Origin of the sequence: Roseovarius conchicola (assembly GCF_041403425.1) — a bacterium.
In the GTDB taxonomy this organism is placed as follows: Bacteria; Pseudomonadota; Alphaproteobacteria; order Rhodobacterales; family Rhodobacteraceae; genus Roseovarius; species Roseovarius conchicola.
This window is the reverse complement of record NZ_JBGEHK010000012.1, coordinates 52,331-67,863: the sequence shown is the minus strand read 5'-3', so window position 1 is coordinate 67,863 and position 15,533 is coordinate 52,331. Positions and strand designations below refer to the sequence as shown.

Annotated in this window: 14 protein-coding genes; 2 read left to right on the top strand and 12 right to left on the bottom strand. The window is 57.7% G+C overall.

The features are described from left to right. Positions 1-5: 5 nt before the first annotated feature. The 5 genes from V6N02_RS21090 to V6N02_RS21070 all read right to left on the bottom strand — a co-directional run bounded on the left by V6N02_RS21090 (position 6) and on the right by V6N02_RS21070 (position 4,896). Positions 6-764 carry an SDR family NAD(P)-dependent oxidoreductase gene (locus V6N02_RS21090; RefSeq protein ID WP_371229268.1) on the bottom strand — a complete coding sequence of 253 codons (759 nt, stop codon included), beginning with the start codon at positions 762-764 and terminating at the stop codon, positions 6-8. Beyond that, positions 761-1,687: a ribokinase gene (locus V6N02_RS21085; RefSeq protein WP_371229265.1), complete on the bottom strand. Its 927-nt coding sequence runs from the start codon at positions 1,685-1,687 to the stop codon at positions 761-763. The genes V6N02_RS21090 and V6N02_RS21085 overlap by 4 nt, the downstream gene beginning before the upstream one ends. Beyond that, positions 1,687-2,541 (bottom strand): carbohydrate ABC transporter permease, encoded by an 855-nt coding sequence (locus V6N02_RS21080; RefSeq protein WP_371229262.1) that lies wholly within the window; start codon positions 2,539-2,541, stop codon positions 1,687-1,689. Before V6N02_RS21080 ends, V6N02_RS21085 begins: the two co-directional genes overlap by 1 nt. Next, positions 2,541-3,425: a carbohydrate ABC transporter permease gene (locus V6N02_RS21075; RefSeq protein WP_371229259.1), complete on the bottom strand. Its 885-nt coding sequence runs from the start codon at positions 3,423-3,425 to the stop codon at positions 2,541-2,543. Before V6N02_RS21075 ends, V6N02_RS21080 begins: the two co-directional genes overlap by 1 nt. An 88-nt stretch (positions 3,426-3,513) precedes the next feature. Then, positions 3,514-4,896 (bottom strand): ABC transporter substrate-binding protein, encoded by a 1,383-nt coding sequence (locus V6N02_RS21070; protein WP_371229256.1) that lies wholly within the window; start codon positions 4,894-4,896, stop codon positions 3,514-3,516. 112 nt (positions 4,897-5,008) lie between these two features. Here V6N02_RS21070 and V6N02_RS21065 point away from each other — a divergent pair, with 112 nt between their 5' ends. Further along, positions 5,009-6,712: a phosphoenolpyruvate hydrolase family protein gene (locus tag V6N02_RS21065; RefSeq protein WP_371229294.1), complete on the top strand. Its 1,704-nt coding sequence runs from the start codon at positions 5,009-5,011 to the stop codon at positions 6,710-6,712. Between the two features lie 6 nt (positions 6,713-6,718). On the opposite strand, the gene V6N02_RS21060 is transcribed toward V6N02_RS21065, so the two are convergent. From V6N02_RS21060 to V6N02_RS21050, 3 genes are read right to left on the bottom strand one after another with little or no spacing between them, the layout of a single operon-like run. Further along, positions 6,719-8,419 (bottom strand): FAD-dependent oxidoreductase, encoded by a 1,701-nt coding sequence (locus V6N02_RS21060; RefSeq protein ID WP_371229253.1) that lies wholly within the window; start codon positions 8,417-8,419, stop codon positions 6,719-6,721. Further along, on the bottom strand, positions 8,416-9,252 hold the full coding sequence (locus V6N02_RS21055; RefSeq protein ID WP_371229250.1) for a phosphoenolpyruvate hydrolase family protein: 837 nt from the start codon (positions 9,250-9,252) through the stop codon (positions 8,416-8,418). The genes V6N02_RS21060 and V6N02_RS21055 overlap by 4 nt, the downstream gene beginning before the upstream one ends. Further along, positions 9,249-10,493 (bottom strand): Tm-1-like ATP-binding domain-containing protein, encoded by a 1,245-nt coding sequence (locus V6N02_RS21050; protein WP_371229248.1) that lies wholly within the window; start codon positions 10,491-10,493, stop codon positions 9,249-9,251. Before V6N02_RS21050 ends, V6N02_RS21055 begins: the two co-directional genes overlap by 4 nt. A gap of 65 nt (positions 10,494-10,558) precedes the next feature. Here V6N02_RS21050 and V6N02_RS21045 point away from each other — a divergent pair, with 65 nt between their 5' ends. Next, positions 10,559-11,092 carry a phosphoenolpyruvate hydrolase family protein gene (locus tag V6N02_RS21045; RefSeq protein ID WP_371229245.1) on the top strand — a complete coding sequence of 178 codons (534 nt, stop codon included), beginning with the start codon at positions 10,559-10,561 and terminating at the stop codon, positions 11,090-11,092. Positions 11,093-11,404: 312 nt separating this feature from the next. On the opposite strand, the gene V6N02_RS21040 is transcribed toward V6N02_RS21045, so the two are convergent. The 4 genes from V6N02_RS21040 to V6N02_RS21025 form a co-directional block, all read right to left on the bottom strand. Beyond that, on the bottom strand, positions 11,405-12,343 hold the full coding sequence (locus V6N02_RS21040) for a dihydrodipicolinate synthase family protein (protein ID WP_371229242.1): 939 nt from the start codon (positions 12,341-12,343) through the stop codon (positions 11,405-11,407). Between the two features lie 148 nt (positions 12,344-12,491). After that, the gene (locus tag V6N02_RS21035; RefSeq protein WP_371229239.1) at positions 12,492-12,851 is read right to left on the bottom strand and encodes an SMP-30/gluconolactonase/LRE family protein; all 360 of its coding nucleotides are present in this window, start codon (positions 12,849-12,851) and stop codon (positions 12,492-12,494) included. 10 nt (positions 12,852-12,861) lie between these two features. Beyond that, positions 12,862-14,367, bottom strand: a complete 1,506-nt coding sequence (locus V6N02_RS21030; protein WP_371229236.1) for an aldehyde dehydrogenase (NADP(+)) — start codon at positions 14,365-14,367, stop codon at positions 12,862-12,864. Between the two features lie 11 nt (positions 14,368-14,378). Next, on the bottom strand, positions 14,379-15,533 hold the full coding sequence (locus tag V6N02_RS21025; protein WP_371229233.1) for a fumarylacetoacetate hydrolase family protein: 1,155 nt from the start codon (positions 15,531-15,533) through the stop codon (positions 14,379-14,381).

The window sequence follows — 15,533 nt, the reverse complement described above, 5'->3', positions numbered from 1 at the left end:
TCGTTTCAATCGCTCATCACCATACCGCCATTCACATGCAGCACCTGTCCGGTGATGTAGGAAGCGGCCCCTGTTGCGAGGAAGACGGCGGCGCCCACAATGTCCTCGGGCATCGCGATACGGCCCAGAGGGATGCGTCCGCCGTGGCGCTCCTCGGTTTCTTCCGCCGGTCTTCCGTGCAGGGGCGTGTGCACAATCCCCGGAGCGACCGCATTGACGGTCACCCCGGCAGGAGCGGCCTCATAGGCGATCAGCTGCGTCAGGTCATGCACGATGGCCTTGGAGAAACAGTAATCCGCACCTCCGGCCTGATAGTTCAACACCGCGCCACGTGACGAAATCGAAGAACCGATGTTGATGATGCGCCCGCCCCGGTCCCTCAGACTGTCCTCAAAGACAAGGCGCGTCAGGGAAAGGACGGCATCGGTGTTGATCGCCAGGGTGCGCTGAATTTTGGCCCTGTCCCCATCCATCAGACGTTCGGCGGATTTGACGCCGGCATTGTTGACCAGAATATCGACCGGGCCGAAGATTTCACGCGCATTGGCAAGAACTGTCTTGATGCCCTTGTCGTCAGAGACATCAAGGGTCACGGGCATGACATTCGCATTCCCAGCCGTCGCCGCCTCAACAGCGGAGGGGTCCAGATCAGTAGCCACCACCTTTGCACCGGCATCCGAAAAGCCTTTGACCAAAGCCAGCCCGATGCCACCGGATGCCCCTGTGACGAGGGCAGTTTTGCCATTCAGATCAAAAATACTCATTTGGTTCGTCCTTTTTGTCGGGCCATGAAGTTTCTGACCTCTTGTTCTGTTGGCATGGATTGCTGCGCCCCTTTGCGGGTGACACTCAGGCTTGCTGTCGCGACAGCGAAGCTGAGCGCGTCCTCAATGTCGAAACCCTTGGCAATGGCTGTGGCCAGTGCACCGTTGAAGGCATCGCCGGCCGCCGTCGTGTCCACGGCGTCAACCGGAAAGGCGTGTTGGTGGATGTGATGGTTGGCATCCAGATACACCACGCCGTTTTCGCCCAAAGTGATGGCGACCCCTGCAACCCCGCTGTCATGCAGCGCCTTTGCGGCTACAAACGCCTCGTCAACCGTCGTCACCGGAAGCCCGGTCAGTTCCTGCGCTTCGGTCTCGTTCGGGGTGATCATATCGATAGACCGGCAGTCTTCTTCGGTGAGCGGAGCCCGGACCGGCGCCGGATTGAATATTAGAAACCGGTTTCCCTTGGCCTCAAACGCGGCACGGCAGGTTTCGGCAGGCAAGCCCATCTCAACCACAACGACGGCGTCCTGGGGCACGTCCTCGAGGGCCGCCCGGGCATCGTCCGGATCGAACGCCTCATTGGCGCCTGCGTCGATGCCGATCATATTGCTGCCTTTGGAATTCACGAAGATCAGCGATTTACCGGATGCGGTGCCGGGTTTGCGGCGGATCTTGTCGGTTCTGACGCCAAAATCCGCGAGACCTTTGGTCAATGCGTCGGCCGCATCATCTTCGCCAAACATGGTCGCGAAATATGGAGCGCCGCCCAGCCGGGCTGCGGCAACCGCCTGATTGGCGCCTTTCCCCCCGCCAAATTCCTCGATAGTGCCCATGAGACTTTGGCCGACCGTCGGCAGGTTGGCGGAGTAGAAGACGATATCGAGGTTGGTCGTTCCGACAAAGACAAGAGGTCGCATTATTTCAGGGCTCCGAAAGTAAGGCCGCGTTCCAAATGGCGCTGACCGAGAACGATCAGGATGACTGGGACGATCATCGAAACGACGAGGCCTGCGGAAACAACTGGATAAAAGTTGATGCCCGGGTTCAGAAGTTTCAACAGTGCCACCGTGACAGGTGTCTTCTGAGCGGTCAGGATCAGACCAAGCGCGAAGTTGTGCCAAGCCAGAAGAAAGACCAGCAGCGATGCGCCCACGAGGCCCGGACGCAGCAGCGGCAGAACGATCTTGAGCGTGATTTCCGGTCGTCTGGCACCACAGATGGCCGCGGCTTCCTCGATCTCAAGCGGGATATCCTCGACGTAAGACCGCGCAAGCCAGATGATCATGGGAAGGGTCACAAGCTGATAGACCCAGATCATGCCAAGATAGCTGTCATAAAGGCCAACCGCCTGAAAGAACTGGAACATGGGGATGATGACCAGAAGCACCGGCGCGAAGCGGAAGCCAAGAATGAAAAAGGCCAGGTCCTCCTTGCCTCGAAAATGGTGGCGCGCCAGTGCATAGCCAGCGGGCACACCAGCTATCAGCGACAACAGCACGGCCCCGACCGCGATGACCACGCTGTTGAATACCGGTTTGAAGAACTCGACCTTGAGCGTGCCGTAATTGGTAGCCTTGGCATCCGCGATGTCGAAAAGAACCTTGTAGTTTTCAAGTGTCGGCTCGAACAGGAACACGGGCGGATAGGCGTTGATATCCGCCGCTTCCTTGAAGGAGTTCATAACGATCCAGATGATTGGAAATGCCAGAACAGCAACGACAATGAGAACCAGTACGTTCAGGATAGCAGACAAGATGAGGTTGGGCCGCATCAGCTTACCCTCTCTCTTGTGTAGCGCCACAATTTCACGACGACCATCGCAGTGATCAGCACCATCACCCAGTTAACGATCATGATCGCTGCACCTCGACCGAAATGAAGGTTTTGGAACGCGGTAAAATAAGCCGAAACCGACAGCACATCAGTCGCATTGCCGGGCCCCCCTTGGGTGGTCCCGAAAATGATGTCGAATTGGTTAAGGGAATCGATCAGTCTGAACAGCGCTGCCAGGACGATGTAGGGCAGCACCATTGGCAGTTCGATCCGCCAGAAAATACCCCAGGCCTTTGCGCCGTTCATTCTGGCACCCTCGATAATGTCGGGCGTAATCCCGCGAAGGCCCGCGAAAATGATCAACGCAAAGAACGGCGTAAAGGTCCATACATCGATGAAAACGATAGCGAACATGGCCGTCTCAGCCTTTGATATCCATGAGAAATTCTCAATACCGATAAAGCTCAGGAAATAATTCAGAACGCCGGTTTCTGGGTTCATCATGACGGTCCACATCAGTGCGACCGACAGGGGCGGAAGAACCAAAGGCAAGAGAATTGCGGGGCGCAGCCACTTGGCGAGCAACGCCTTCGTGTTGAAGAGCTTGGCGATTGCCAGCCCTAGGATCGCCTGGCAGGTGACAGCGGAAAACGCGTAGATCGCGGTTGCGGACACCGAGTCCCAGAAGCGCCCGCGACTGAAGAGACGCTCGTAGTTTCCGAACCCCTCAAAGTCCACCCGCGCGCGCCCGAACCGCATGTCGGTCAGCGACTGGTAGAAGCCCCAGAAGAACAGAAGGATAAATCCGCCAAGAATGAGCACTGCGGGTAGCAGGGTTATGAGGAGGAAGAGGTTTCCAGATTTTTGGGTCTTTCGGGCCAATTGGACTGCCTCCGACAACCGGCTAAAAAAGTGACGGCGACGATGACGCCGCCGTCACAAGGTATCGACCGTAGTCGACAGGGAGGTATTAGTTAAGCTCGTCGCGAATTTCTTCAGCAAGCTCCGACAGACGTTCTTCGACATCCGCGCCACCAACCATGTCCTGCATGGCAACAGCCCAGGCATTCATGGCCGTGCCGAACCCGTAACGCGGGGTAAACAGCAGCGAAGTTCTTTCCTGAACTGTGTTGAACGTGTCGTAGAAGTTGTTGAACTCAGGCTGGTTTGCGTAGTCGATCCATTCCTGCGCTTCCCATGTCGAGGCTCGCGGCGGGTTCACAAGCTTGCCGTCTGTCGCACCGCGCACGTTCATCTCTTTGGATGTGGCCCATTGCATGAAATACCAGGCAGCCCCTTGCTTTTCGGATGCTGCATTGATCGCAAGCGACCAGATCCAGATGTTTGACGCGAACTCATCGTTGTCCGGCGCCGTCAGCGGCGGAGCAAAGGCGATCTTGCCCGAAGCATCCGATGCACCTTCGATATTGTTCCAGAAGCCGAACATATTCGCGTCTACGGCCATGGCCGTTGTGCCGGTCGAAAGGCCATCAACCACCTGATACCAGTTGTCGTTGGCCCAGCTGTCTGGCGCGCAAGCCTGGATCATTGCCACATAGTCTTTGTGGAAACGGATCGATTCCGGTCCGTCCAGCGCGGTATCCAGATCGTCGCCCGAGCCGACGAAGTCGCTTACACCATAGGATTGGGCGATCGAGATTGGCGCAGTATGGATTGAGCTCCAAAAGCGTACCCCGCGAACTGCCAATGGTGTGATGCTGGGATCTGCAGCCGTGATTTTTTCGCATGCGGCTGTCAGTTCCGGAAGTGTGCTCGGGGGCTCAACACCCAAACGCTCTAAAACATCCGTCCGGTACATCAATTGCATGTTTTCAAAGGCATGCGGGATGCCCCAAATTTCGCCATCCGGCGTATCGATGATTTTCTCTTCGGCGACATCCCAGGTCCAGGCACGTCTCAGGGCCGGGAAGAAATCTTCGTAGGCATAATCGGGACTGGTCATGCTGGGGTCTTCGATCAGGCCCCGCAACGGCGCAAGCTGACCGGCTGGCGTGACATCCCAGGCAGGTTGAATACCGGTGCCGACAACATCCCAATCGGGCGAGCCCGTGGAAAGCTGAATGTTCAACTTACCCCAGTAGGTGTCATCCGGGTAAAGTTCGGCGTTGACCTTGATGCCGGTCAGTTCCTCGAACTCGTCCAGATAAGCGACGACCGCATCAGCATAGGGGTGAATGTCGTAGGCCCACGTGATTTCAGTACCTTCGAACTTCCGCCAATCGAACTCTTCGGCATAAGCAGCTGTGCACATGAGCGCCGCTACTGCCGACGTTATGGTTACCTTATGAGCTAGTTTCACTTTTTCCTCCCTAAAGTGCATGCCCTGAGGCACCTTTCTGACCTCAGCTTATGGTCTGGACGGCAGGTCGCGCCTCAATTATTCAGCTTAGTGAGTAAATTTGGGTAACTTATCCGAACAAGCAAACACGTCCGGATCGGGGCAAATGAGATCAAACCGAGAGAGATTTCGCGTAGGCGCCGCCGTTGGGTCAGGTATGGCGGCTCACGCCGCCGAAAATGCTGGCGCTGATTTCATTCTGGCGCTCGGTGCCGGAAAGCTGCGCTCTATGGGGATCCCGTCTCCGGCGTCTTTGTTGCCGATCTTTGACCCGGTTGAAGTGACCCTTCAGCTTGCGTCGGACGAACTGGTGCCCCGTGTCGCGCTACCTGTCTACGTTGGTTTACCGCTCTTTGATCCGCGTTTAAACGTCGACGCACTTTTGCGCCGATTGCACGCATTGAAGATTGTCGGGCTGACAAATTTTCCGGCCGTGTTCCATTTTGGCGCACGCGCCGCAGAATTGGAAAGTCATGGCCTGGGTTTGCAAAGAGAAATCGAATTCCTGACGGCCGCAAAGGCAGATGGGTTCGACACCATAGGGTATGTTCGAAGCCGTACAGAAGCCGTCAGCATGGTCGAGGCCGGGGTCACATCGCTTTGCATCAACTTTGGACTGAACCCGAGCATTCAGGAGGAAGGGGTAAAGGACGAAGCCCTGCAACAACTCGCTCTGGCCGCGAAGGGGATTGTGGACAGCGTGCGCCGCCCGCAAAGATCACTTACTGTTTACTTGGGAGGTGGTCCTGTTTCCGGTGGTGCCGAACTTGAAAAACTGTGCCGCAGGGCGGGCATCGATGGATTTATTGGCGGGTCCGCGATGGATAGAGCGCCATTGGAAAAGTCCTTGCTCAACAGCGTCGCCTCGTTTCGCGAGATTGAAGTTCTACAGGACCGTGTCGAACATTTGGAACGTCGCCTCAACAGGTACAGCAAACGCTACGGGATCATCTGCCGTTCAGGCGCAATGGACCAAATGCTCAACCGTGTTGAGGTCGCCATTCGCGATGAAGCGCGGCTCATCTTGATATCCGGAGAAACGTCCACCGGGCGCCGGACAGTGGCAGAGATGGTTGCGAAGAGAATTGTGTCAAAGGGCAAAGGCAGACGCTGGGACATTGACATGACCCGTTCGAAGAACGGCCTCGATGAGCTTCTGGGGTCCGCAAGTGATATACGCCTTCGGCGGAAAGTCGGCGTTCTGGAACTCGCCGTCGCGGCGGATGTCATAACGATATACGGGTTTGACGGACTGCCACGAGAGGAACGTCAGACACTGGAAAAGATTCTGTCGGCTGGTGAGTACCGAACAGGAGGAGATACCCGCGCCCGACACTGCTCTGCCACCTTCGTTCTGGTCCTGAGTGAAGCGAAGGGAACGCTCCCGAATGCTCTGCTCAAGGAGAATGACAACCAACTTGTAGAAATCCCACCTTTGCGCGACCGCCTGGAAGACATCCCGCTTTTGGCCAAAAGCTTCACGGCAGAGATCGGCGCAGATGAGGCGGATTTGCAGCCCGATATCGTTCGGATGCTGATACGGCACAACTGGCCCGGCAATCTAGCCGAGCTGCAAAAGGCGGTGACTTGGATGATGATCGCGAAGAACGGAAATTGCAGCGAGCCTGAATTGGTCTCGTATCTCGGAGGCGGTGAGACCGTGACCGAAGGCAAGCGCATCTCGCAACGCGACCGGATTGTTCAGGCGCTTTTGTTGAACAACCTCAATCGGACAAAGACTGCCGAGCATCTCGGCGTTACACGCAAGACGCTCTATAATCAGATCAAGAAATACAACATCATCACCTGAGCTTGGCTACGCGGCGACCTCACTCTGCGACTTGATGGCATCTTCAACGGCCAGGTAAGCGCAAACGATTGCAGGGCCGATGGTAATGCCAGCGCCGGGATAGATGCCCGCCATCATTGAACTGGCGTCGTTTCCGCAGGCATAAAGCCCTTGGATCGCGCTGTCATCATCGCGCAGAACGCGCGCACGCGCATCCGTCTTCAGGCCGGCCGCTGTTCCCAAAGTTCCCGGAACGATCCGAAGTGCAATGAACGGTCCGTTTTGGATCGGCCCGAGATTGGGATTCTTCAGACCCAGGGTCGCGTCGCCCAGAGCCTTGTTAAAGGCAGACTGTCCCCGCCCGAAATCCGGGTCGATGCCCGATTTTACGTTTTCGTTGTGTTGCGTCACTGTGGATTTCAGCGCGCCCGCGTCGATGTCGATTTCTTTCGCCAGGTCTTCGAGTGTTTCACCGCGCTGGATATAGCCCCGGCGGATGTAGCTGGCCAGGCTCGGCGTCCAGGGCCAGGGCAGGATATCACCCATGCCGCGCTTTTTCACAAACGCCTCCTCGCAGATGAAAAAGAACCGTTCATCATCAGGGTAGCCGTTCTCGAAGAGGCCAATGCACACGTCATGGTAAGAGTTCGATTCATTCACAAACCGCTTGCCGTTAGGGCCCACGGCGATCACCCCGGGGCGACCGCGGTCCAGCCAGCCGTAAGGCACGATGGCGGTGGAGCCGTCTTTGTTCTTGAGGCGCGACACAGGTGTCCAAAATCCCGGGCTCGCAATGTTCGTATCCAGCGCCCCGCCCACATCGCGTGCCGCATTGATGCCGTCCCCCTCGGCCTCTTTGGCGCAAAGGGTCACATCGTGGCGGTGTTTCGCCCCGATCTCGGCGCGCAGATCGGCGCTCGCGGCAAAGCCGCCTGTGGCCAGGACAACGCCATCACGGGCCAGCACTTTGGTCTCGGCCCCGCCCTCGGAGAGTGTCGCACCAACCGCCCGACCGTCCTCAACGATCAACTCCTTCATCGCACAGCCGGTCCGCAGGTCAACACCCAGATTGCGCAGACTGATCAGGGCAGCCGCAAGAAAGGCATTCCCGCCGCTCAGTTCGGTCCCCCGTGAATAGCTCAGGCGATCCTTTGCAAACCGGCCAACGCGGCGCAGAACATGCGCCATGGCCGTGGTTGATTTGAAGGGATTCAAGAAATGCTTGATCTCGCTTGACGTGATCATCATGCCGCCCAGAACAACGCGGATAGGGTCACCGATCAGGTCGAAGTCCTTTTCGAGCTTGCGTCCGTCGTAAGGGACCGGGCTCAGCGCGCGTCCTTTGTCGACACCGCCTTCGCGGGAGGAATGATAATCAGGCGCACCCGCCAGAACGAACTTGATGTCGGAGTGTTCCTCAATCGCGCGCACCGCTTCCGGGCCGCGGTCAAGATAGGCATCAATCTTCGCCTCGTCGTAGTAATTGCCAAGCTCGCCCTTGAGGTAGGTCCGGGCGCGGTCAAGTGTATCATCTATGTTGGCCGCTTTCGCGTGGTCGGAGCAGGGCACCCAGATCATGGCGTTTGACAATGCGGTGGTGCCGCCAATCTTTTTGGCCTTTTCACACAGCATTACGGATTTGCCCTGTGAGGCCGCATAGATGGCCGCACTCACCCCGGCTGCGCCGCTTCCGATCACGAGGAAATCTACAGTTTTCTCAGCGGTCATTGTTGCTCACCTTTGGCGAATGGAATGGACTTGAACTCTTCGGCTGCCGATTTGACGGCGCGTTCGATTGGGATGCGTTCGATGGAAGAAGCGCCGACAAAGCCGACGCAGCTTGTTTCCCGATAAATCCGGGCAGTGTCGGCAGGCTCGGCAATCTTGCCGCCATGGCAGAGGAAAACCGGCCCATGCCCCTTGGCCGAAACCGCGTCGATCATTTCCAAGATCTTGCGGATCTCTTCGTCGATCTTGCTGCCCGTTTCGTGCCCGACCAGACCGCCGCCGGTGGCACCGACATGTGGGACAAGACAGTCAACACCCCGTTCGGCCACATCAAGCGCATCCTGAACCGTGGCGACATAGGCCATGGTGAAGATGTCACGGGCAACAGCGCGCTCGATCAGTTCAACCTCGCGGTTCCAGCCAAGTCCTACCTTGCCCCTGCGCTTGCGCCATGTCTCTCCCATGGTGGAGATGGTCGGGTAATTGATCACGCCAGAGAAACCGGCGGCCTGAAAGTCGTCCAGCAGTTGATCGAGATCCATGCGTGTTGGGTCCCACGCCTCAATCCCGCCAATAACAGGTGTGTCGGAAACCACATTCCGGATCTCCACCGCCATCTCGATGGTGTTGGCATTCGAGTCTCCGATCCTGCTGGTAGGCAAGCCCATGAGGCGCGAGCGCCCCGTGCTGTAGACGATAAGCAGGTCAGCCCCGCCCAAAGCCGCGCATTTGGCGATGAGGCCACAGCTTGTACCTGCCCCGAGGATGGGGCGCCCCGCGTCGGTTTCCGTCGCAAGGCGTGCAAGAATCTCACTGCGCGAGAAGTTTTTCATGTCGCTCTCTCCAATTGCGTCATCATCCAGTCTGCGCAAAGCGCGGCAAACGCTGGGTCATTGATGTGGTGGTCTGTTTCGGTCACTTGGATTGAGGGAGAAAGCGCCGCCATCATGGCGTCCCGCCACGCTGCATTTGCAGATGGATTATGAAAATCGTGCCCCTCCCGGTCGTAGTCTGACACGCCTTTGCCCGGCCAGAAAACCGCGACCGGACCTTGGGCTGCATTCACTTTCTGCGCCGTGTGCCGTGCGATCTCGGCCATGTCCGCAGGCGTGGTGCGCACCAGTGTCGTCATCGGCGTGTGGCGGTACGTGATCCGGTCGCTGAACTGGTTCGGAACAGTCTCAGGCGGGCCAAAATTGACCATATCAACGGCGCCCGGTGCAATGAGATGCGGTATCCCCTTAGCGCCCGCTGCCAATAGCCTGTCCGCGCCAGCACTTGCTGTCCCGCCAAAAACCAGATCCGCAATCTCTGTTGTTGTCAGGTCAATCACACCGTCAAATACGCCACGGGCAATAAGGACTTCCATCGTGCGCCCCCCGGCACCGTTTGCAGGGAAGACGATGACTGTATATCCCGCCCGGTCCAGAATGCGCTTTATTTCGGCAACCGCGGGCGTCGTGACACCAAAGGCGGTTACGGCGATGGTCTTTTCATCCTCGGCTTCCTGCGCGTGCCATACCAAACCTGACACCAGATTGGCGGCATTTTCGAGCACGGCGCGAGAGAACCGGTTGATGCCGAACAGGTCCACAAGGGTGGGCATCAGGATTGTGTCGCTGGTGGTGGCAATCTCTGCCAACAGGGCCGGTCGCCCGCTTGAAATCAGGACCTTGGGAAACCCAAAGGGCAGACCCTTTGTGGCCTGGTGAAAGAGGCCCGCGCCTTTGCCGCCGCCAATACCGACAACCGCGTCAATCGTGCCTGCTTCGAACATGTCGTTGATCAGCACCGCAGCCCCCTCGGCCATTGCGGCCAACGCTTTGGCGGGGTCTGAGCTTTGTGTATCTCCAGTGATGCGTTCTTTGACCTCGGAGCTGGAAATATCAGCCTGGACTCGTGGCTCGCCTGAAGTTCCAACATCGACGACCAGAACAGATCGACCAAGCGACGCGAGCCTCCGCTTTAGGAATGCGGCCTCTTCCCCCTTGGAATCCAGAGTGGCAAGAATAACGATGTTTTTGTCAGTGTTGCTCAAGGTCTCAGTTTCTCCCATCACGGACACAAGTCGCATGTGGCGGGAGCAATGTACCGCTCTGAAGATTGCTGAGATGGGAAAATTTGGGTAAATCCGACAACATGCAGAGCATTCGCATTTTTACAGACCTAAATGATCACTCGAAGACGCAGGAGGGCTTGTCGGTGTTCGTGCCAGCTATGGCTCAGTTCCCTGCCGAAATTGCTATGACTTCGCTCACTTTCCCGCTTTGCAATGTGAACAACGAGACAACAAGTTTTCTCAAGCGATCAGATTCAAATGCTCCGGCCAATTGCTATTGTGGGGTCTTTGCGCTGGATCCCTTCGCGAACTGGGACGAACTTGCGCGCAAGATTCTCGACGCGAAATTTCGCGGGATATGTAATTTCCCTTCATTGCCGGAATTTGACGACGAAGAAACCAGGGCGCTGGCATCCTCGGGCTATTCCTATGAAACAGAGATTGCGAAGATGCGGGACCTTTCGAGGTTTGGTCTGGAGTTGCTGATCTTCTACAAATCAGATGCTCAGCATGCATTGGCCAAAGACATCTTGATGGGTGTGGATGCGGAGTACCTGCACTACGAGGCACTCAACGGTCCGAGCGCCGGTGAGGGCGTCTCTGCTTCAGCATAATGTATTCGAGACAAGTGTTTCACCATTCGACACAGATCGCACTTCAGCCCTGATTATCTTGACAGGTTCGTTGCTTTGCTTTGGATTGCAAGGCAATGCACAAGAGAAGTGAAAAATGCCGCGTTAGCGACGATGGAAAATGGAGTGTCGGCTTCCACACGCAGTCGGTAAGCCCGCCCACTTATCCTTGCTGCGGTCTGTATGAATGGCCGGTCTTGTCGCCACACGGCAGAACAGAGCGCAGATTGACTTATTCTGCGGGAAGCACCGGCGGTTGAAACGCTTTCGTAGGGAACGTGGTCTGATTGAGACCTAGTTCGCGCCCCCGCAATCTTCTGCAAGCCGGGTAAGCCCCTTCAACCTGTCGACTTCATATTTCTGTAGCGCCATCATTGGCGGCCGAACCATTGGGTTTGGAACGCGACCGTTGAGGTAGAGCAGGTGCTTCATTCGATTGTGCATGTCGAGAAACGGATCTGCATAGAATACTTGTTGAAATGGGTAGAGAATGTCGTTGACCTCTCGGGCGCGGATGAAATCACCGCGTTGGATCGCTTCGAACAGCGCAAGCTGAAGCGGCGCCACAACGCTGCCCGCGCCCGATAAGAGACCAGCGGCACCGAGTGAAAGCGAGCTCATCAACCAGGACGAATGCGTCGTGAGCACATTCACCGGGTCAGACCGCGACTGAAACTCGCGAATATGACGTTCGTGCCGCTTGGGATCGTTGCACCAATCTTTTATTGCTTTGACGCTCGGCACTTCATCAAAAAGCTGCACCAGCCCATCGAAGGTAAAGTGCAGGTTGGATTGCACAGGGTAAACAAAGGCGATGAGCGGCAAATCCGTGGCATCTGCAATGTACTTGAAATGCTCATTTGCCATCTCGGGTCTCTGAAAGCCGCCCATGCCAAGAACGTTCGACGGGAAGACGAGCAAGGCCGACGCTCCTGCTCTCTCCCAGGCTTTCGCGAGGCTGGCTGCTTCTAAGGAACCATCTGCATATACGCCAGAGATAATGGGCACCTGATCGCCCGCTTCGTCCAACGAGAAGTCAAGGATCCGAGCCTGCTCTTCGAATGAGCAACTTCCAACTTCAGACGCATGGCCATTCACGGTGATCGCGGAAATTCCGGACACATTGGCCACGTCTGACAGGTGTTTCCGACTGCTTGCCTCATCTATCGAAAGATCGTCGTTGAAGCACAACAGGGTCGCCGGGATCACACCGGACAGGGAAAGTCCGCTCACATCAAGCTCCGCCAATATTCGACTTCAACAGGTTTGATCCCAGCCTCTGCATTGCGCTTCATCTGACGTTCCATAAGACGAACTTGGACACGGAAGCGTCGCCAAAGTGCCAAAACACCCCGTGGTTTCCGGCCCCGGTTCAATCCGTTCACGCTCCAAACCTCGGCTCAGGGGCATCTTGGACACCAAGGCCTCGAACAGCGAGCTGTGATCCACGCACAAGGGCGTCTCCGGGAAAACGCGGCAAAGGCGGTTTTCCCATGGATGTGACGTAGAACATGTCCAAATTCGGCCAACCTAGGTTCACGCTTGCGACCTTCTTCACGGACATCTCTATCACACGATCAATTTTGCTGTTGGGGGCATATCGCACAAACTTTCTGGCGTAGACCTTGGCGCTCCAGAGAAAGTCGTCGCCATCTACGGTCGAACCATCAGTTCCCCCCCCATGCCAAAGAGGAACTTCACCCAGCGTGGTTTTGACATCTGGAAGGACGTCGATCTGCATGAGGCTCTTCCTATCCTGTTGCGTCTTCTGGCAAGATGTCGTCCGGCATCGACTGGTAGCACACAGGGCGAAGCCAACGACGGATCGAGAGCGTGCCGACAGATGTCGCGCCAAAGTTGGTTGATGCTGGATAAGGGCCTCCGTGGACCATGGTATCGCTGACTTCAACGCCAGTCGGGAAGCCGTTGGCCAGAATACGGCCCGCCTTGCGTTCGAGGATCGGCGTAAGCGATGCGGCCATATCGGTATCGCCCGCGTCCATCTGCAAGGTTGCCGTGAGTTGTCCGACAAAGCCGCGTGCAACTCCTTGGAAATCGTCGGCGGACGGCAATCGCACCACAATACCAAGCGGGCCGAACACTTCCTCGGCAAGATGCGGTTCTGCCGCCCAGGTGTCGAGTGTGGTGTCGAACAGGTAAGGTTGCGCCGCGCGCCCGTCACAGGAGGTGCCGACCACTTCGCGCAAGCTGTCAATACGTTGAATGTGTGCCGTCCCCTGTCGATAGGCTTCGGCAATCCCGTCGGTCAGCATTGTCTGTTCACCGATGGCGGCGAGTGCCTCGGCAGCGGCTGCAATAAAGGCGTCTGCCGCGCTGTCCTCGATGAACACCACACCCGGGTTGGTGCAGAACTGGCCCGCGCCCATGGTCAGCGATCCGGCCCATCCGGCGCCAATCTCAGCTGCGCGCGCCTTGGCGGCCTCCGGCAGGATAAAAACCGGGTTGATGGAGCCAAGCTCACCAAAGAAGGGGATCGGCGTGGGGCGTGCGGCACAAAGATCAAAGAGCGCCCGGCCACCGCCAAGAGAACCGGTGAAACCAACCGCATTGATCAGTTGATGCTGGACCAGCGCCTCACCCACGTCGCGGCGACCGCCTTGAATTAAAGAGAACACTCCCCTTGGCATGTCGCAGGCTTCCACTGCTGCCGCGATGGCCAGTGTCACGATCTCGGACGTGCCGGGATGCGCCGAGTGGCCTTTCACGACGACGGGGCAACCGGCAGCCAGCGCGCTGGCCGTGTCGCCGCCGGCGACGGAAAAGGCGAGCGGGAAGTTTGATGCACCGAAGACGGCCACCGGGCCGATGGGGCGCTGGACCATGCGCAGCTCCGGGCGCGGCAGGGGTGCGCGATCCGGCAAGGCCTCATCATGACGGCGGTCCAGATAATCGCCCGCGCGGATATGACTGGCAAACAGGCGCAACTGGCCGACCGTGCGGCCCCGCTCGCCCTGCAATCGCGCTTCGGGTAAGCCGGTTTCGGCCGACCCCACTTCGGTGATGGCATCGCCACGGGCGTCGATTTCATCGGCAATCCTGTCAAGGAAGGCCGCGCGTTGCTCGCGCGAGGTGGCGCTGTAGGTTTCAAACGCCTCTTCCGCAGCGGTTGCGGCCTCTTCGACCAAAGCGGGCGTCCCCACGCAGAATTCCTGCGCCTCGCCCGTCACGGGCTGCGAGGAGAAGCGTCCATCGGATTCGATCCAGTCTCCCGCGATATAGTGTTTGCCTGTCAGCATGTGTCAGTTCCTCAAATCAGGTTGCGCGCAGCCAGATTGCGCATGAAGGCCGACGGTCCGAAGGTCCAGTGCGCACAATCGCCGCTTCTGCGGACATCATTGGTCAGCGTGCCAAGGCCGGTGGCCGAGATTTCAACCCGGTCGCCGGTTTTGTGGGTAAAGCCCTCGCCGGGCACGTCGCGATCCTCGGTCGGTGCAAACAGCGTCCCGAGATACAGCATGAAGCCATCGGGATACTGGTGGTTTTCGTTGAGTGTCTGCCCAACGATATCGGTCGGGTCACGGCTGATCTCGGACATGAGGGAATGGCCCGTCAGCACAAAGCTGTCCTTGCCGGTGACGGTCATCGTCAGTTCAGCGTTCCGGACGTCGTCCATCGCATAGCTGTCATCAAACAGCCGAATGAACGGACCGATTGCTGCGGAAGCGTTGTTATCCTTGGCCTTGGATAACAGCAAGGCAGAGCGGCCTTCGAAATCGCGCAGGTTCACATCGTTCCCGATTGTGGCCCCCTGAATGGTGCCTTTGCTGTTCACCGCCAGCACGATTTCGGGTTCCGGGTTGTTCCAGACCGATTTCGGATGCAACCCCACCGGCGCACCCCAACCTACGGCAGACAGGACCTGCGCCTTGGAAAAGACCTCGGCATCGGGCCCGATGCCTACTTCGAGGTATTGCGACCAGAGCCCTTCCTTGATCAGCGCCTGTTTGACCGTTTCGGCCTCATCGGACCCCGGCGTGATGTTTGACAGGCTGGCACCGATCAGATCACCGATCCGCGCCCTGATCGCTTCGGCGGCCTGAGGATCGCCGGCAGCCCGTTCTTCGATCACGCGTTCGACCATGGACTTGGCAAAGGTGACGCCCGCAGCCTTGACGGATTGCAGATCATTAGGGGCCAGAAAATGCCGGCGGGCGGGATCGCCTTCGGCAGCAAGGCTTTCGGTCTCAAGATCAGCCAGAGCGGCAAAAAGGGCCCCCGAGGCACCAGCGGCATAGGCCGCCGGGTCGTCCCTCTCCAACAGGTCGCGCATGGTGGGCACTTCGCGAGAGGTGATGTCGAACAGCGCGCCATCCCGCAAAACCACCAGTACCGGCCCCGTTTCCGGGATCCACACCCGGCCGACAAACAGGCCATTCATGTCATTCAGATTCGTGCGCGTCAT